This window comes from Gracilibacillus halophilus YIM-C55.5, from assembly GCF_000359605.1.
In the GTDB taxonomy this organism is placed as follows: Bacteria; Bacillota; Bacilli; order Bacillales; family Amphibacillaceae; genus Gracilibacillus; species Gracilibacillus halophilus.
Genome location: NZ_APML01000002.1, coordinates 1 through 19,459 on the forward strand (window position 1 = coordinate 1; position 19,459 = coordinate 19,459).

At 37.3% G+C, this 19,459-nt stretch carries 16 protein-coding genes; 9 read left to right on the forward strand and 7 right to left on the reverse strand.

Annotated features, from left to right (window positions below):
* Positions 1-417: 417 nt before the first annotated feature.
* The 7 genes from rsmG to rpmH all read right to left on the reverse strand — a co-directional run bounded on the left by rsmG (position 418) and on the right by rpmH (position 6,835).
* Positions 418-1,131, reverse strand: a complete 714-nt coding sequence (gene rsmG, locus J416_RS00020) for a 16S rRNA (guanine(527)-N(7))-methyltransferase RsmG (RefSeq protein ID WP_003462380.1) — start codon at positions 1,129-1,131, stop codon at positions 418-420.
* A 24-nt stretch (positions 1,132-1,155) separates the two neighbouring features.
* Positions 1,156-3,048, reverse strand: coding sequence for a tRNA uridine-5-carboxymethylaminomethyl(34) synthesis enzyme MnmG (gene mnmG / locus J416_RS00025; protein WP_003462383.1), 1,893 nt, complete (start codon positions 3,046-3,048; stop codon positions 1,156-1,158).
* 42 nt (positions 3,049-3,090) lie between these two features.
* Positions 3,091-4,476, reverse strand: coding sequence for a tRNA uridine-5-carboxymethylaminomethyl(34) synthesis GTPase MnmE (gene mnmE / locus J416_RS00030; protein ID WP_003462385.1), 1,386 nt, complete (start codon positions 4,474-4,476; stop codon positions 3,091-3,093).
* Between the two features lie 306 nt (positions 4,477-4,782).
* On the reverse strand, positions 4,783-5,403 hold the full coding sequence (gene jag, locus J416_RS00035) for an RNA-binding cell elongation regulator Jag/EloR (protein WP_003462387.1): 621 nt from the start codon (positions 5,401-5,403) through the stop codon (positions 4,783-4,785).
* On the reverse strand, positions 5,400-6,188 hold the full coding sequence (gene spoIIIJ / locus J416_RS00040) for a YidC family membrane integrase SpoIIIJ (RefSeq protein WP_003462389.1): 789 nt from the start codon (positions 6,186-6,188) through the stop codon (positions 5,400-5,402). Before spoIIIJ ends, jag begins: the two co-directional genes overlap by 4 nt.
* A 97-nt stretch (positions 6,189-6,285) precedes the next feature.
* Positions 6,286-6,627, reverse strand: coding sequence for a ribonuclease P protein component (gene rnpA, locus J416_RS00045; protein ID WP_003462391.1), 342 nt, complete (start codon positions 6,625-6,627; stop codon positions 6,286-6,288).
* Between the two features lie 73 nt (positions 6,628-6,700).
* On the reverse strand, positions 6,701-6,835 hold the full coding sequence (gene rpmH / locus J416_RS00050) for a 50S ribosomal protein L34 (protein ID WP_003462393.1): 135 nt from the start codon (positions 6,833-6,835) through the stop codon (positions 6,701-6,703).
* Positions 6,836-7,417: 582 nt separating this feature from the next.
* Here rpmH and dnaA point away from each other — a divergent pair.
* The 9 genes from dnaA to guaB all read left to right on the forward strand — a co-directional run bounded on the left by dnaA (position 7,418) and on the right by guaB (position 19,375).
* Positions 7,418-8,770: a chromosomal replication initiator protein DnaA gene (gene dnaA / locus J416_RS00055; protein ID WP_003462396.1), complete on the forward strand. Its 1,353-nt coding sequence runs from the start codon at positions 7,418-7,420 to the stop codon at positions 8,768-8,770.
* A 183-nt stretch (positions 8,771-8,953) separates the two neighbouring features.
* A complete protein-coding gene (dnaN, locus tag J416_RS00060; RefSeq protein ID WP_003462398.1) occupies positions 8,954-10,096 on the forward strand; it encodes a DNA polymerase III subunit beta in 1,143 nt (380 codons plus the stop codon).
* Positions 10,097-10,320: 224 nt separating this feature from the next.
* Entirely contained in the window at positions 10,321-10,554 is a 234-nt protein-coding gene (gene yaaA / locus J416_RS00065; RefSeq protein WP_003462400.1) for a S4 domain-containing protein YaaA, read from the forward strand.
* Between the two features lie 15 nt (positions 10,555-10,569).
* The gene (gene recF / locus J416_RS00070) at positions 10,570-11,682 is read left to right on the forward strand and encodes a DNA replication/repair protein RecF (protein WP_003462402.1); all 1,113 of its coding nucleotides are present in this window, start codon (positions 10,570-10,572) and stop codon (positions 11,680-11,682) included.
* 15 nt (positions 11,683-11,697) lie between these two features.
* Positions 11,698-11,985, forward strand: a complete 288-nt coding sequence (remB, locus tag J416_RS00075; RefSeq protein WP_003462403.1) for an extracellular matrix regulator RemB — start codon at positions 11,698-11,700, stop codon at positions 11,983-11,985.
* 99 nt (positions 11,986-12,084) lie between these two features.
* Positions 12,085-13,962: a DNA topoisomerase (ATP-hydrolyzing) subunit B gene (gene gyrB, locus J416_RS00080; protein WP_156809466.1), complete on the forward strand. Its 1,878-nt coding sequence runs from the start codon at positions 12,085-12,087 to the stop codon at positions 13,960-13,962.
* Positions 13,963-14,003: 41 nt separating this feature from the next.
* The gene (gene gyrA, locus J416_RS00085) at positions 14,004-16,478 is read left to right on the forward strand and encodes a DNA gyrase subunit A (protein WP_003462407.1); all 2,475 of its coding nucleotides are present in this window, start codon (positions 14,004-14,006) and stop codon (positions 16,476-16,478) included.
* A 78-nt stretch (positions 16,479-16,556) separates the two neighbouring features.
* Positions 16,557-17,642, forward strand: coding sequence for an HD-GYP domain-containing protein (locus tag J416_RS00090; protein ID WP_003462409.1), 1,086 nt, complete (start codon positions 16,557-16,559; stop codon positions 17,640-17,642).
* A gap of 260 nt (positions 17,643-17,902) precedes the next feature.
* Entirely contained in the window at positions 17,903-19,375 is a 1,473-nt protein-coding gene (guaB, locus tag J416_RS00095; RefSeq protein ID WP_003462411.1) for an IMP dehydrogenase, read from the forward strand.
* Positions 19,376-19,459 lie beyond the last annotated feature (84 nt).

Genomic DNA, 19,459 nt, shown 5'->3' on the forward strand with positions numbered 1-19,459 from the left:
TCAATTTTTTCTTCACTAAAAATGGACCGAGGCTGATAACGGTTTGCCTCAATTGCATGGATTGAAAGATAAACCACTTCATCAGATAAATCATTCGTATCAACATTTACCTGCTCATCTTCTTCTGGTTTATCACTTAAGCCGAACAACTTGCCAAACGGGTGTAACATGAATAAACACCACCTTATCTACTTGTCCTATAATAAAAATCTATCTGTTTATTTGTTATGTATGGATGTCTAACTTCAGTTACAAAAGGAGAAAACTTGCTTGTTCGGCGATCGTAAGCAAGTCTTTCGAAGCGATTAGACATATATTGTTTCACGTGAAACATAAAGAATCTCTCTATCTCTTATTCTATCACAAATATAAAAATATGCGAAAACAAATCGGTTAAATTATAGAAAACTTCAACCATTATAACGGTTGTTTGTTAGGTTTCCCCGGTTTTCTAGGATATTTTTTCGGGGATTTTTTCTTTTTTTTCATGATTACAATATTTCTTTCACCACCGTTTTCTGGCAGATTCAAATGTTCAACAGTTTTAATATTTCCTCCAAGAATTTCTAATGCTGACTGTGCTTGATTCACTTCTTCGTTGACGTTGGCCCCTTTCATTGCAATGAAGTAACCATTTGTTCGTACTAACGGTAAACACAATTCGCTTAATACAGACAGATGCGCAACTGCTCTAGCCATCACAATATCAAATTGGCCTCGAAATGCATCATCTTGACCAAATAACTCCGCTCGATTATGGTAAAAAGCAACGTCATCCAATTGTAATGTTGATGCTAAATGATTTAAAAAATGAATGCGCTTATTCAATGAATCAACAATCGTCACCTGTAAAGACGGATAACAAATTTTCAACGGAATACTAGGGAATCCTGCGCCTGCTCCTACATCACAGACGCGTAATGGTTGGTCCAATGGAATATACATTGATGCGGTAATGGAATCATAAAAATGTTTCAAGTATACTTCTTTCTTATCAGTAATACCGGTTAAATTCATCTTTTGATTCCACTCAATTAATGTTTCGTAATATTGTTCAAATTGTGCTACCTGATGATCAGATAGCACAATTCCTTTTTCCTCTAATTTGTGTCTGAAGGTGCTGATATCCATCAGCTCGGCCTCCTTTTTTACTGTTTAGTCATTCGCCACTTTAGCGACATTGCCTTGCTCAATGTAAACTAACAAGATCGAAACATCTGCTGGATTGACTCCTGAAATACGCGAAGCTTGTGCCACATTTAATGGGCGAACTTGTTTTAATTTTTCTTTTGCTTCATTTGCTAATCCATGAATGGCATCATAATCAATGTTATCTGGTATTCGTTTTACTTCCATCTTTCTCATACGTTCAACTTGTTGATTTGATTTTGCGATGTAGCCTTCATATTTAATTTGGATTTCGACTTGTTCTTTCACTTCTGCTGGTAGTTCTTGCTCAACCGGTGCTACTTGTTCAATGACATCGTAATTCAATTCTGGTCGTTTGAGTAAATCATATGCCTTCACACCATCTTTCAACCGAGATCCACCTGCTGATTCAATGTATGCTTGTAGCTCTTCTGTCGGTTTTAGTTGTGTTTTTTGCAAACGTTTCTTTTCTTCATCGATTAATTGCTTCTTATATCGGAAACGTTCATAACGCTGTTCATCAATCATACCCATTTGATAACCAATATCGGTTAAACGTAAATCAGCATTATCATGTCTTAATAACAAACGATACTCTGCCCTTGATGTCAACAGACGATATGGTTCATTTGTCCCTTTGGTGACTAAATCGTCAATCAAAACACCAATATAAGCTTGTGAACGATCAAGTATTAATGGATCCAAATCTAATGCTTTTGCTGCTGCGTTCATCCCAGCCATAATGCCTTGTCCAGCAGCTTCCTCGTAGCCGCTTGTACCATTTATCTGACCTGCAGTAAACAAACCATCAATATCTTTCACTTCAAGGGTTGGCCATAATTGTGTTGGTACAACAGCATCATATTCAATCGCATACCCCGCACGCATAATCTCTGCTTTTTCCAATCCAGGTATGCTCTGTAAAATTTCATGTTGTACGTATTCTGGTAAAGATGTAGAAAGGCCTTGCACATATACTTCGTCTGTATTGCGCCCTTCTGGTTCTAAGAAAATTTGATGACGTGGTTTGTCATGGAAACGGACAATTTTATCTTCAATGGACGGGCAATATCTTGGACCTGTTCCCTTCACCATTCCTGAATACATGGCTGACAGGCCTAAATTATCATTAATCACTTTATGCGTATGCTCATTGGTATACGTTAACCAACAAGGAATTTGATCAATGATTTGCTCTGTCGTTTCATAAGAGAAGTGTTGCGGATTCTCATCCCCTGGCTGTTCTTCAGCTTGACTGTAGTCTACTGTATGGTTATTTACCCTTGGTGGCGTCCCAGTCTTAAAACGAACTAAGTCAAAACCTAGTTCTTCTAAGTGTTCAGATAGTTTTACACTCGCTCGCTGATTGTTTGGTCCGCTTTCGTATGATAAATCTCCGATAATCACACGACCACGCATAAACGTACCTGTCGTAACAATGACCGATTGGGCTCGGTAGATTGCTTTCGTTTCCGTAATTACGCCTTTGCATTCACCATCTTCGATTAGTAAACGCTCAACCATTCCTTGTCTTAACGTAAGATTCGGCGTATTTTCCATGATTCGCTTCATTTCTTGAATATACAATGGTTTATCTGCTTGCGCTCGCAACGCACGTACAGCCGGACCTTTTCGTGTATTTAACATCCGCATTTGGATATACGTTTTATCAATCACTTTTCCCATCAGTCCGCCTAATGCATCGACTTCTCGAACGACAATCCCTTTTGCCGGTCCCCCTATAGACGGATTACAAGGCATAAAAGCGATCATATCAAGATTCAATGTTAACATTAATGTTTTAGCACCGCGTTGAGCCGCTGCATGAGCTGCTTCAACGCCAGCATGACCAGCTCCGATGACGATGACATCATATTGACCAGCTTCATAAGTTGTCATAGCTGATTCTCCTTTTCTTCAAATTTACTCACTTTACAATCTTTACTTACCTAAGCAGAATTGAGAGAACAATTGATCAATCAGACTATCTTGTAATGTATCGCCTACAATTTCACCTAACAGTTCCCATGCTCTCGTCACGTCAATTTGTACAAGATCAATTGGCATATCTTCATCAATCGCCTGTCTTGCATCGGCTAGAGCTTTTAACGTGTCCTCTAATAATTGGATGTGGCGAACATTTGAAATATAGGTTAGATCACCAGATTCAATCTCTCCTTCAAAAAAGGTATCCGCAATGGCTTCTTCTAATTCTTTAATGCCTTCATCCTCAATTAACGTCGTTGTGATGACCTTTTGTTCTCCTGCCAGACGTTTCACTTCTTCTATATCTAGTTTTCCTTCTAAATCCGTTTTATTCACAATAACAATATATTCTAAACCTTCAACCGCTTCAAACAATTTCCGATCTTCTTCACTTAACGACTCACCATAGTTTAACACAAGTAATACGAGATCAGATTGTTTTAATGCTTGATGCGATCTTTCCACACCCATTTGTTCAACGATATCTTCGGTTTCTCGTATACCAGCTGTATCGACCAATCGTAAAGGGATACCGCGAATATTTACGTATTCTTCAATCACATCTCTTGTTGTACCTGGAATGTCGGTAACAATTGCTTTTGTTTCTTGGACTAAGGAGTTTAAAAGTGACGATTTCCCTACATTGGGTCGCCCGATAATCGCTGTTGCAATTCCTTCACGCAGTATTTTTCCTTGTCTGGACATTTGTAATAAGCGTTCAACTTCATTTGAAACATATTTGGTTCGTTCTTTTAGCAAATCGTGACTCATCTCTTCAACATCATCGTATTCAGGGTAATCAATATTTACTTCGACATGGGCGACCGTTTCAATTAATTCTTGCCTTAACTGATTAACGAACTTCGATAATTTCCCATCAAGCTGATTCATGGCAATATCCATTGCTTTATCCGTTTTTGAACGTATTAAGTCCATCACTGCTTCCGCTTGCGATAAATCTATCCGGCCATTAAGGAAAGCTCGTTTCGTAAATTCTCCAGGTTCAGCTAAACGAGCACCACGCGATAATACCAATTCTAACAATCGATTCACGGAAGCTAAGCCACCATGACAATTAATTTCAACGACATCTTCTTTTGTAAATGTCTTAGGTGCTCGCATCACTGTTACCATTACTTCCTCAATGGTTTGCTGATTGATCGGTTCCACAATTTTTCCGTAATGGATCGTATGTGTGTCGACAGATTCTAAATGATCTGCTCCATGAAACACTTGGTTGGCAATTGAAACTGCTTCGTCCCCACTCAAACGAACAATCGCAATCGCACCTTCACCAATCGGTGTCGATATCGCTGCAATTGTATCTTTTTCGTTCTCCATTCTCTCACCTCCATATACCATATTTCTCATTTATTCTTCATTTGCATTTTTTAAATAGTCACTAACTTATTAGAATATCATAAAAAAAGAAAGATATCCACATGTGATATTTTTAAACTCATAAAAGAAATTATCCACATGTGAATATCTTTAACCTCGTTTCTACATAAATAATATTAAACCTTTATACAATAACGTGATTCTATCGATTTTTCGCTCAAAGGACGCTTACACCATCAAAAAACGAACCTTACCTGTTTTATCAGGTAAGGTTCGTTTGATTACAAAGAGCTTATTATACATACTTTATGATTTCGGTTGGATGACGACGTAGCGATTCGGTTCTACGCCGTCTGAATTTGTCATCACATGTGACTCATCTTGCAAAGCCGTATGAATAATTTTTCGTTCAAAAGAAGGCATCGGATCTAACATCACTTTACGATTGCTTTGTATAGATCGATCGGCTAAGCGATGGGCCAATTGGATCAAAGTCTCTTTCCTTCGATGGCGATATCCTTCCGCATCCAGCATGACTGTATAATGAGTATGAGCATAACTTTGCAATGCCAATTGGGTTAAATATTGCATCGCATTTAACGTTTGGCCTCTTTTCCCAATTAACACGGCAATATCTTCACCTGAAACAGAAAATGTGATGACATTTCCCTCTACGGATGTATCGATGTGAACATTGATATCAAATTGATCGATCATGTTTTTTAAATAAACTTTTGCTTTCTCAATCGGATCATCTTCTTGCGTCACTTTAACAATAGCTAATTTCGATCCAAATAAACCAAAAATGCCTCTCTTCCCCTCATCAATTACGTCAACAACGGCTTGGTCCTCTGTGATGTTTAACTGCTGTAATGCTGATTGGACCGCTTCGTCCACTGTTTGCCCAGTAGCAGTTACTGTTCTCACGATCCTTCTCCTCCCGTAGTAGTACTATTCTTTTTCATCATTGGATTTTTAATCAATAACGTTTGGAGTACCATAAATAGGTTACCTACTACCCAGTAAAGCGCCAATGCCGATGGGAAGAAGAATGCAAACACCCCAATCATAATTGGCATAATATAAAGCATCATCGTCATTTGCGGCATCATTGAATTTTGTTGTGATGTTGTTCCTGCCATCATTAATTTCTGCTGTAAGAACGTGAACGCAGCTGTTAATATCGGCAAAATATAATATGGATCCGGCTCACTCAATTTAAACCATAAGAACCAATGCGATTCTAACTCTTCCGTACGCATAATGGCGTGATAAAACGCAATTAAAATAGGCATTTGTACAATAATTGGCAAACACCCAGCAAGTGGATTTACACCATTTTCTTGGAACAACTGCATCGTTTCTTGCTGTAACTTTTGTTGCGTTTGTTGATCCTTTGAACTATATTTTTCTCTAATTTTTTGTAATTCTGGTTGAATCTCTTGCATCGCTTTAGAACTTTTTAATTGTTTAATATTTAATGGCAATAATACTAAACGAATTAAAATCGTTACGATGACAATAGCTAACCCATAACCAAATTCTGCATCAAATAACCGCGCGACCCACAATATTAATTGCGAGAGCGGTCTAACAAACCATGTATTCCAAATACCTGTACTGTCTTCAGTTATCGGTTCGTCAATTTGCGTACACCCTGAGAGCAAAATGACTCCAATCATCCCAATAAAAAACAGGAGCTTCTTTCGCATCAAACATCCTCCTTAACTCGACCATCTCTTCATCGTTTATCATTTTACCACTGAACCATTGATTGATTCTACTAAAAATCATAATTTATATAAATTGTTATTGTTTCTGAAGTTGTGTTTTATACAGTAAATGTTGTAGGCTTTTTTTTATTTGATGGAAGTTCATATCTTTTGTCGGCTTTCTAGCAATAATAACGATATCATAATTGGAATGAATGGTCGGCTCTAACTCCAAAAATGCTTGTCTTAGATACCGTTTGATTTGATTCCGTTTTACTGCATTGCCAATTCTTTTACTGACAGATAGTCCAACACGAAAATGCTTTTGATCATCTTTATGTAAATAGTATATAACTAATTGTCGATTTGCAAAAGAAGCGCCCTTAGTAAAGACAGATTGAAATTCTTTATTCTTTTTAATTCGATAAGCCTTTTTCATTATCGTGCGCCCCCATTACTTAAATAAACCTACTTCCACCTACCACATGAAAAGACCACTGTGTACCAGTGGTCTAGGCAGATAATACTTTTCTTCCTTTTTTACGACGGCGAGCAATCACTTTGCGTCCATTCTTTGTGCTCATCCGTGCACGGAATCCATGTACTTTTTTACGTTTACGATTATTTGGTTGAAATGTACGTTTCATTCTATCAGCACCTCCCTGAGGAAACAATTATCTACAGTCTTTAGACAGTCTCGTTCATTATACGTGGATTTACCTTACGCTGTCAACAACCTTTCATGCCTTCCATTTGTACTTCACCTTGCTCATCAATTAACCACCCATGATGACGCACATGTTATATAACAGATCTGATATATAACAACGTTTATGTGGATAAAACCATACATTGGTTCGACTTTTTCAACTGTTTATCGACAATTCATTCACAAAACTCACTCTTGTGGACAGAAAACAGTCACACCTTGTCTATATTGTGGATAGTATACTAAAAATATTGCAATCACCGAATAAATTTGGTATCATAGTTGTGTTTTCATCTGTGAAAAATGAATACATAACATCTTTTTGTCCACATATTGTGGATAAAATGTGGACAATTATACACAAGCTTGTTAGTTACTTACACACATAAATGTGGAAAACTTAAAATGTTAGTTTTCCGCTTTTTTCACGCCTTTTATGTATCCACAAGCACATCTAACCAATTTCCTTACATCATAAGGATATACATACCTTTTACCATTTAGAAAGGAGGGACAAACTTTGGAAAACATTGAAGAATTATGGGCCAATACGTTAGAAATTATAAAACAAAAGGTCAGTAAACCGAGCTATGATACTTGGCTAAAAAATACGGTAGTCAATGAAATTCAAGAAGATGCCATTGTGATTTCTACACCCAATGAATTTACACGTGACTGGTTAGAATCACGATATACAAACATTATCTCAGAAGCTTTGTACGATTTGACGGGTGCGAAATTACAAGTGAAATTTGTGATTCCAGAGGTTGAACAACCCATTGATGAGGAAAAAAACAATCAAAAAAAGCATGAGCGAACAAACCAGCAACAATCAAATACATCACCAAAGTCCATGTTAAACGATAAATACACGTTTGAAACATTCGTTATTGGTTCAGGAAATCGATTTGCACATGCCGCATCACTTGCTGTTGCCGAAGCTCCTGCTAAAGCTTATAATCCCCTATTTATCTACGGAGGAGTTGGACTTGGAAAAACACACTTAATGCACGCGATCGGTCATTATGTGCTTGAGCATAGCCCTGAAGCAAAAGTTGTCTATTTATCATCAGAGAAATTTACAAATGAATTTATTAATTCCATTCGAGATAACAAGGCTGTGAACTTCCGCAATAAGTATCGCAATGTTGATGTGCTATTAATAGATGATATTCAGTTTTTAGCTGGAAAAGAACAAACACAAGAAGAATTTTTTCATACGTTCAATACCTTACATGAAGAAAATAAACAAATCGTAATTTCAAGTGATCGTCCGCCAAAAGAAATTCCTACACTGGAAGATCGTTTACGTTCTCGATTTGAATGGGGATTAATTACGGATATTACGCCACCAGATTTGGAAACAAGAATCGCTATACTACGTAAAAAAGCAAAAGCAGAAGGGCTCGATATTCCAAATGAAGTCATGTTGTATATTGCCAATCAAATTGACACCAATATTCGCGAACTCGAAGGGGCTTTAATTCGTGTGGTTGCTTATTCTTCATTAATTAATCAAGATATCGATGCATCCCTAGCTGCCGAGGCATTAAAAGATATTATTCCTGCTTCACAACCGAAAGTAATCACCATACAACATATACAAGAAGCAGTCGGGAAGAAATATAATGTAAAACTAGAAGAGTTTGCAGCCAAAAAACGTACCAAGTCGATTGCTTTTCCACGCCAAATTGCCATGTACTTAGCTAGAGAATTAACCGATTATTCCTTGCCTAAAATTGGGGAAGAATTTGGGGGACGAGATCATACGACAGTGATCCACGCGCACGAAAAAATTACAAAAACAATGAGTGAAGATCAACTTTTAAGTAAAGAAATCGAAGAACTAAGAGAGCAAATCAAATCAATTTAATAACTACTGCTTGTTAACATTGTGGATAAAGGTAACAAGTTTATAAACAACTTTTCCACATCTGGATAAGTTACGGTTTACGCTATGATTGCGAGTTATCCACATAATCACAAGCCCTATTACGATTACTACGGTATTATATTAATAATAAATATAAATATGCTTCCTCAAGGAGGATTTTTTATGAAAATTGTTATCAACCAAGATAAATTGATCAATAGCATTCAAAATGTCACTAAAGCTATTTCATCAAAAACAGCTATTCCTATTTTAGCTGGGTTAAAAATACAAGCAGATCACGAAGGCGTTACATTAACGGGCAGTAATTCAGATATCACGATTGAATCGTTTATTCCTAAAGAAGAAGAAGGCATTCAATATATTGATGAATTAATTCCAGGAGAAATTATTGTTCACGCGAGTTACTTTCCAGATATTATTCGCAAATTACCTTCAGAGACAGTTGAAATTGAAGTCGATGAACAATTGCAAGTAACGATTCGTTCAGGTAATTCGGAATTTGATTTGAATGGACAAGATGCAGAAGAATACCCACAATTACCGAAAATTCAAACTGATTCTACATTTGAACTACCGATTAATTTATTGAAACATATGATTAAACAGACAGTTTTTGCTGTTTCAACATCAGAAACACGCCCTATTCTAACGGGAGTTAATCTAAAAGTTGAAAATAATGAATTACATTTTATTGCAACGGATAGCCATCGTTTAGCGGCAAGTAAATTACCATTATCCATTGATCAAGAAAAATTTCCGTTTGAACAAATTGTTATTCCAGGTAAAAGCTTAAACGAATTAAACAAAATCTTAGATGAAACCGATGAAACGATTCAAATTAGCGTAACGGACAATCAAATTATTTTCCAAACGGAGCATTTATTCTTCTTATCTCGATTATTAGATGGGAAATATCCAGAAACTTCAAGATTAATTCCAGAAGAAAGTAAGACAATTATCTATGCACAGACAAAGAACTTGTTACAAGCGGTAGATCGAGCATCTTTATTAGCAAGAGAAAATCATAATAATGTAATTCAATTGCAAACAATAGATGATAAAACGATAGAAGTTACAAGTAATTCACCTGAAATTGGTAAAGTTGAGGAAGATGTAACGATCAATCAAATAGATGGTGAAGAATTAAAAATTTCTTTCAGTTCAAAATATATGATCGATGCATTGAAAATTATGGATACAGAGCAAGTCAAAATCGAATTCACTGGTGCTATGAGACCATTTATTATAAAACCGACAGATCACGATCAATTATTGCAACTCATACTACCCGTTCGAACATTTTAAGAAAGAGGGTCAAGCATTCCTCTTTCTTAACATCAAACTCACCCTTCATTCTAAAATAAAACACCTCTTCATATGGTTCTATACAGCGTTTTCCCTTGATGAAAAAAATATCACTTTATAGGTTCACTTTTCTTATCGTTAAATATTTAGTAAAATGGATAGAAGGGACAAGTTTGTTTATATGTATGTTACGATTGTTCTTCTGTCAAAAAGAAGGTGATAAAATGCGAGAAGAAATTGAAATTAATACGGATTACATTCCACTCGGCCAATTCCTAAAACTAGCGAATATTTTGGAATCAGGCGGTATGATTAAAATGTTTTTAAAAGAAAATGGCGTTTATGTCAATAATGAGTTAGAAACGCGTCGCGGAAGGAAATTATATCCAGGGGATGTCGTCGAATTAGATGACATTGGTACATTTATTGTGACGAGCTCTCCGACGGGCGAGTCGTAGTGAAAGGGACGTATTATGCATATCCAACAATTAGATCTCACCCATTTTCGCAATTATCAGCATTTAACCATCCGATTTGATGACAAAGTCAATGTAATTATTGGTGAAAACGCACAAGGAAAAACGAACGTTATGGAAGCCATTTATGTACTTGCTTTTTCCAAATCACATCGTACAACGAAAGACAAAGAGCTGATTCAATGGAATGAAAATTATGCTAAAATAGAGGGGAAGATCTCAAAACGTAAACAATCATTTCCCTTAGAAATTAGTCTGTCAAACAAAGGGAAAAAGGCAAAGTTAAATCACCTTGAGCAACGAAAACTGAGTGACTATATTGGTGCTTTAAATATTGTGATGTTTGCTCCTGAGGATCTCACTTTAGTTAAAGGAAGTCCTCAAATAAGACGACGTTTCATCGATATGGAGATTGGTCAAATTCAACCTGTCTATATGTATCACCTCGGCCAATATATTAAAATTTTAAAGCAGCGAAATCATTTGTTAAAAGATTTACAACGAAACGGGCAAACCGATCGTACGATGCTTCGTGTCTTAACCGAACAATTAATTGAACATGCAGTTGTCATTTTGCAAAAGAGATTTGTATTTTTGAAGTCTTTAAGGAAATGGGCACAAGACATTCATAGTAGCATCAGCAGAGGGAAAGAACAATTAGATATCCAATATCAACCAACGATTGATGTATTAGAGGATACAAAACAGGAAAAAATAGTAACAATATTTCAAACCCATTTTGAACGGATGGAACAAAGAGAAATTGATCGTGGCACTACATTAATTGGTCCGCATCGAGATGATTTATATTTTTACGTCAATCAACAAAATGTACAAACATTTGGCTCTCAAGGACAACAACGTACAACGGCATTGTCTTTGAAGCTAGCAGAAATAGAGTTAATTTATCAAGAAGTTGGTGAGTATCCAATTTTATTATTGGATGATGTTTTAAGTGAATTAGATGATCATCGACAGTCTCATTTACTCGACACCATTGAAGGAAAAGTACAAACATTTGTCACAACAACAAGTGTTGATGGGATTGATCATCGAACACTGGATAAAGCGGAAATCTTTCGCGTTGAAAATGGTCAAATCACGAATTGATAAAGTGGGGATAGAATGTTTATTCATATTGGAGACGACCATGTTATACAGTCGCAAGAAGTCATAGCCATCATTGATTATCAGTTAGCTTCCTCTTCAACGATTAATGAAGAAATGGTGACCGATATGAGAAAGAAGGAAAAAGCGATTGTTACCAATGAGCAACAAACCAAAGCGATTGTTGTCACATCAAATTATATTTATTACAGTCCGCTTTCGGTATTAACGTTGAAAAAACGAGCGAGCATGATTTCTACGATTAGTAAGCTTGAAGATTATTCAGAAACGAATGAAGAAGAATAAATGCTCATTCCATTTGTTCATTACTAAATAAGAATTGTAGGTGAATCGAATGTCAATGGAAGACAAGCTTTCAATGGAACAAGAATATGACGCAGGCAGATACAGGTGCTTGAAGGTCTTGAAGCTGTAAGAAAACGACCTGGTATGTATATTGGCTCAACAAATGAAAGAGGCTTGCATCATTTAGTTTGGGAAATTGTTGATAACAGTATTGATGAAGCACTTGCTGGGTATTGTGATCATATTGAAGTATGTATTGAACCAGACAACAGTATATCGGTTATGGATAATGGACGAGGCATTCCCGTTAGTAATCATGAAAAGACAGGTAAACCAGCCGTTGAAGTTATTATGACCGTTTTGCACGCAGGTGGTAAATTTGGCGGAGGTGGTTATAAGGTTTCTGGTGGACTACATGGTGTAGGTGCCTCCGTTGTAAACGCGCTATCGAGTGAAATGGACGTTTATGTGCATCGGGACGGCGAAATTCATCACGTAAGTTTCCATAAAGGAATACCGAATAATGATTTAAAAATGATCGGTGATACAGAAATTACAGGCACACGGATCCGATTTAAGCCAGATCGTGACATTTTTACTGAAACAACAGAGTTCGATTATGATACGTTAGCGACACGATTACGAGAGCTAGCGTTTTTAAACCGGGGATTAACGATAGCGATTCAAGATAAACGCATAGAAGATGGTGAACGCGATTCCTTTTATTATGAAGGCGGCATCGGTTCATACGTTGAGCATATAAACCAAAACAAAGAAGTATTACATGAACCGTTTTATGCGGAAAAGTCGGAGGAAGAGATCCAAGTAGAAGTAGCACTACAATACAATGATGGATTTACTAGCAATATTTATTCTTTTGCAAATAACATTAGTACCCATGAAGGCGGAACACATGAATCCGGATTTAAAACAGCACTTACTCGAGTGATTAATGATTATGCACGGAAAAATCAACTGTTTAAAGAAAATGATCCGAATCTTACTGGTGACGATGTAAGAGAGGGCTTAACCGCGATCATATCGGTCAAGCACCCTGACCCGCAATTTGAAGGGCAGACGAAGACAAAATTAGGGAACAGTGAAGCACGTACAGTTACCGATGCGGCATTTAGCGAATTGTTTTCGAAATTCTTATTCGAAAACCCAAATACCGCCCGTGTCATTGTTGACAAAGGGATTATGGCTTCTCGAGCGCGAATGGCAGCAAAAAAGGCCCGTGAATTAACACGTCGAAAAGGTGCGCTTGAAGTATCTAACTTACCTGGAAAATTAGCGGATTGTTCCTCAAGAGATGCATCCATTAGTGAACTCTACATTGTGGAAGGTGACTCAGCTGGTGGATCGGCCAAACAAGGACGGGACCGCCATTTTCAAGCGATATTACCTTTGCGGGGAAAAATTATTAATGTGGAGAAAGCTAGACTCGATAAAATTTTATCGAATAATGAAATTCGAATGATGATTACAGCTTTAGGTACAGGAATCGGTGAAGAATTTGATATTACCAAATCTCGTTATCAAAAAATTGTGATTATGACGGATGCTGATGTAGATGGGGCTCATATTCGTACGTTATTACTCACCTTTTTCTATCGTTATATGCGACCATTGATTGAACATGGGTATGTATATATCGCTCAGCCACCGTTGTATCAAATTAAACAAGGCAAAGCGGTGTATTACACATACAATGATAAAGAAATGGAACGGTTACTTGAAGAATTACCATCTCAACCGAAACCAGGATTGCAACGGTATAAAGGGCTTGGTGAAATGAATGCCACGCAATTATGGGAGACAACAATGGATCCAGATGCGAGAACATTACTACAAGTAAATCTTAAGGATGCAATGGAAGCTGATCAGATTTTTGATATGTTAATGGGCGACAAAGTAGAGCCAAGACGTAATTTCATTCAAGACAACGCTGTTTATGTCAAAAACTTAGATATTTAATGGATACAGTTTCTCCCTGATAGGAATAGGAGGTCGTAGCTATGGTGGATCAACAACGTCCACATGTTCAAGAAGTAAATATAGGTCAAGAAATGCGTGCATCTTTTTTAGATTATGCTATGAGTGTCATTGTGGCACGTGCATTACCTGATGTTCGTGACGGTTTAAAGCCTGTTCACCGAAGAATATTATATGCACTCAATGATCAAGGAATGCATGCCGATAAACCATATAAAAAATCAGCACGTATTGTAGGTGATGTCATCGGTAAATACCATCCACACGGCGACTCAGCTGTTTATGAAGCGATGGTACGTATGGCACAAGACTTTAGTTTCCGATATATGCTTGTCGATGGACACGGAAACTTTGGTTCAGTTGATGGTGACCCCGCAGCAGCGATGCGTTATACGGAAGCTAGAATGTCCAAAATATCAATGGAAATGGTTCGTGACATTAATAAAAATACGATTGATTACATGGAAAATTATGATGGATCAGAAAAAGAACCGAATGTGTTGCCATCTCGTTTCCCCAATTTATTAGTGAACGGTGCTGCAGGGATCGCAGTTGGTATGGCGACTAATATACCTCCTCACCATTTGGGAGAAACGATTGATGCCATTTTAGCGATTAGTCGAAATCCTGAAATAAGCATTTCTGAATTGATGAACGAGTACATTCCAGGGCCTGATTTTCCTACATCTGGGCAAATTCTCGGTCGTAGCGGGATTAAAAAGGCATATGAAACAGGGAAAGGTTCCATTACGATTCGATCCAAAACCGAGATTGAAGAACATGCAAATGGTAAAAATTCGATTCTAGTCACGGAATTGCCTTATCAAGTCAATAAAGCAAAGTTGGTTGAAAAAATAGCCGAATTAGCGAGAGATAAACGGATTGATGGAATTACAGATCTCCGTGATGAGTCGGATCGAAATGGCATGCGGATTGTCATTGAATTACGAAAAGATGCCAATCCTAATGTGGTCTTAAACAATTTGTATAAACAAACGGCATTACAAACATCTTTTGGTATCAACATGTTGGCATTAGTTGATGGACAACCAAAAGTATTGAATTTAAAGCAATGTCTGGAACACTATTTAGAGCATCAAAAAGTAATCATTACACGCCGAACACAATATGAACTTGATAAGGCAGAAGCACGCGCGCATATTTTGGAAGGTTTACGAGTGGCACTGGACCATATTGATGAGATTATTACGTTAATACGTGAATCTCAAACAACGGATATTGCTCGTGACGGGTTGATGCAACGCTTTGAATTAAGTGAAAAGCAGTCTCAAGCGATATTAGACATGCGTTTGCAACGATTAACAGGTTTAGAGCGTGAAAAAATAGAAGATGAATATAAACAAATCAAAGAATTAATTGATGAGTTAAGAGCCATTTTAGCGGATGATGAAAAAATTCTAGATATCATTCGTGAAGAATTAACGGAAATTAAAGACCGTTTCTCTGATGAACGAAAAACGGAAATTGTCAGTGGTGGAATTGATTTTATTGAAGATGAAGATTTGATACCAGAAGAAAATATCGTAATTACTTTAACGCATCAAGGTTATATTAAACGATTGCCAGCGTCCACTTATCGCGCGCAACGTCGTGGTGGTCGAGGAATTCAAGGAATGGGGACCAATGAAGATGACTTTATTGAACATTTAGTCTCTTGTTCCACACACGATACCGTATTATTCTTTTCCAATAAAGGAAAGGTCTACAGAGCCAAAGGTTATGAAGTGCCGGAGTTTAATCGAACAGCAAAAGGTATACCGATCATTAATATGTTAGAGATAGAACAGGGCGAATGGATTAACGCGGTTATATCTGTTCAAGAGTATCATGAGGACTGGAATTTAGTGTTTACGACGAAGTATGGTATTTCGAAACGAACGTCACTGATTCAGTTTGCTAACATTCGAAAAGGTGGACTTATCGCACTGAATTTAAGAGAAAATGATGAATTAATTTCCGTTCGCTTAACAGATGGCACGAAGGATATGTTAATTGGAACGAAGTATGGTTATGTCATTCGTTTCGAAGAAGAACAAATTCGAACCATGGGAAGAACGGCAGCAGGTGTAAAAGGAATCTCTTTGCGAGACAATGATGAAGTCGTCTCAATGGAAATTGTTGAAGAAGGAGAATATGTCTTAAACGTTACTGACAATGGTTATGGAAAGCGGACGCCGATTGAGGATTACCGTATTACTAACCGTGGTGGTAAAGGAATTGTCACTTGTCATATTACAGAAAAAACAGGTGAAGTTGTTGCAGTTAAGACCGTTTCTGAAGAAGAAGATATTATGATCATGACAATATCCGGTGTATTAATTCGCATGCAAGTAGAGGGGATTTCTACTACAGGACGAAATACACAAGGCGTTCGACTCATTCGATTGCAAGAAGGGGAAAAAGTTGCGACAGTTGCCAAAGTAGATCCCGAAGAAACAGAAGACGAAGAAGAGATAGAGGCAGAGTCAAAGAGCTAGTCAAATCCTTCATTTTTCAATACTATAGAGATTAAAGAGATTCCGTATAAAACTAGAAAAATGAAGGGTGAGATCAAAATGCAGGTACATCCAAAACAACTCGTATCAGGTTGCGTCCTAAAAGATGCAGTATATGGTAAAACCAATCATCCTATTATACCTCGTCAAACAGTCATCGATCAAAAGCATATGCAGGTGCTCTTGCATTTTGGTATTGAATCCGTAGTTGTATCGGATATGTTGGACAATGGAGAGAGGTTTGAACCACAGAAAATCACAGAAACGCAGGACGAAGATGAAGCCAAGTATACAATGACGCTTCCATTTGAAACACTTTATATTCAAGCGGTAAAGCAATACAAGCAAATATTTACCAAATGGCAAAGTGGCTCACCAGTCGTTATGCATGAAGTACGGGAAATGATCATGCCATTATTCGAAAAGATAGACGATGTGCATTTAGATTTATTTTTGTTACATCGATTTTCGAATAAAGAGGACTATTTCTATCATCATGGTATTTCCGTTGCACTAATAAGTGCTCATATCGCACAGAAGCTTGGTTATGAAAAAGAATGGATACAAATAGGACTAGCAGGTTTGCTCTCTGATTGTGGAATGGCGAAGATTCAAATGACGCCATTTCATAAAACGACGCAGTTAACGATTGAGGAATATGAAGAAATAAAAAAACATCCAACTTATTCATATAAGATGATTGAGAATATTTCATCGTTATCGAAAGATGTGAAAATTGCGATTCTCGAACACCACGAACGTTTAGACGGAAGTGGTTATCCATTAGGAGTAAGAGATGATAAAATTCATCTCTTTGCGAAAATCATTGCCGTTAGTGACACGTATCATGCTATGACTTCAGAACGTCTCTACCGGCCAAAACAATCGCCTTTTAAAGTGATGGAAGAATTATTACGGTTACAACATTACAAATTCGACCATCAAGTATTGCAAGTATTCGTCCAATCATTGATGAATTATACGATTGGTACACAAGTCCAATTATCTAATGGAAAGAAAGGCTATCTCGTTTTCATTGATGAACATGATCCGACTCGGCCAATGGTACGATTAATGGAGAATGACGAAATTATTTCATTAAAAGATAAACCGACCGTTTTTATTGAAGATATAGATACGCACTAATATTCTACTAGTCGCTCGTAACGTCAGAAAAAGACGAATCGGGCGACTTTATTTTATCGAGTAAGTGGTAATACATAATGTTCGAAATTTATTTGTAAGCTCTTACATGATGGAGTGACGTATCTTGTCTGTGATGGTGGTCGAATAAAACGAGAAAAAAGCCTTGAAAAACGCTCGGACATGTCGTATTGTAAATAACAATAGTTAAATAAGAGACTTGTAAAAACAAGAATGAATATACTTATAAGGAGGTTTCCGTGTTGCGACAGGATAAATTTGCAAAAGAAGGTTTAACATTTGATGATGTATTGCTCATGCCCGCAGAATCCAATATCTTACCGAAAGATGTATCAGTTAGTACGAAGCTTTCGGAAAATATTCAATTAAGTATACCATTTATTAGTGCTGGAATGGACACAGTGACTGAAGCAGATCTAGCCGTTGCGATGGCTCGTCAAGGCGGCTTAGGCGTCATTCATAAAAACATGTCCATTGAAGAACAAGCGGAGCAAGTTGACCGTGTAAAACGTTCTGAAAGTGGTGTTATTACGAACCCATTTTTCCTATTACCTGATCATCAAGTATTTGATGCTGAACATATCATGGGGAAATTTCATATTTCAGGTGTCCCTATTGTGGATAATGAAACAGATCAGCGTTTAGTAGGAATTTTGACCAATCGTGACCTTCGATTTGTTGAGGATTATTCCATTAAAATTTCAGATGTTATGACAAGCCAAAACCTGGTGACAGCACCAGTAGGTACGACGCTTGAAGAAGCGGGAGATATACTGCAACGCTACAAGATTGAGAAACTTCCACTAGTGAATGACGATAATGTATTAAAAGGGTTAATTACGATTAAAGATATTGAGAAAGTCATTGAATTTCCAAATGCCGCAAAGGATCAACAAGGTCGTCTATTAGTTGGTGCTGCTGTTGGTATTTCGGGAGATTCAATGGTACGTATTGAAAAGCTCATTGAAGCAGGTGTTGATGTATTAGTTATTGATACAGCGCATGGCCATTCACAAGGTGTAGTCGAACAAGTGCAAAATGTACGAAGTAACTATCCTGACATTGATATCGTAGCAGGTAATGTAGCAACAGCTGAAGCAACACGTGCTTTAATTGAAGCAGGGGCGAATATTATTAAAGTTGGTATCGGACCTGGATCGATTTGTACTACACGTGTAGTAGCAGGTGTAGGTGTTCCACAAATTACAGCTGTGAATGATTGTGCTGAAGAAGCAAATAAATATGGTTTACCTATTATTGCTGATGGTGGTATTAAATTTTCTGGAGATATACCAAAAGCCATTGCAGCAGGTGCACACGCTGTAATGCTAGGTAGTCTTTTTGCGGGCGTTACCGAAAGTCCAGGGGAAACAGAGATTTTCCAAGGTAGACGATATAAGGTTTATAGAGGGATGGGCTCTGTTACTTCCATGAAATCTGGTTCGAAGGATCGTTATTTCCAAGATTCGCAAGATGCGAAGAAATTAGTACCAGAAGGCATTGAAGGTAGAGTTGCCTATAAAGGGCCTATAGCGGATACGATCCACCAATTAATCGGTGGTTTACGATCAGGAATGGGGTATTGTGGCACAACGACAATTCCGTCATTGCGCAATGATGCTCGGTTCATTCGTATGACAGGAGCGGGATTACGTGAAAGTCACCCGCACGACGTACAAATTACGAAAGAGTCCCCGAATTATTCTGTAACATAATAAAAAATGTAACGGAAGAAAATTCATCTCTCTTCCCTTTACCAAGAGAGACTGAGGAATTTTCTTCCTTTTTAATAGATGTAA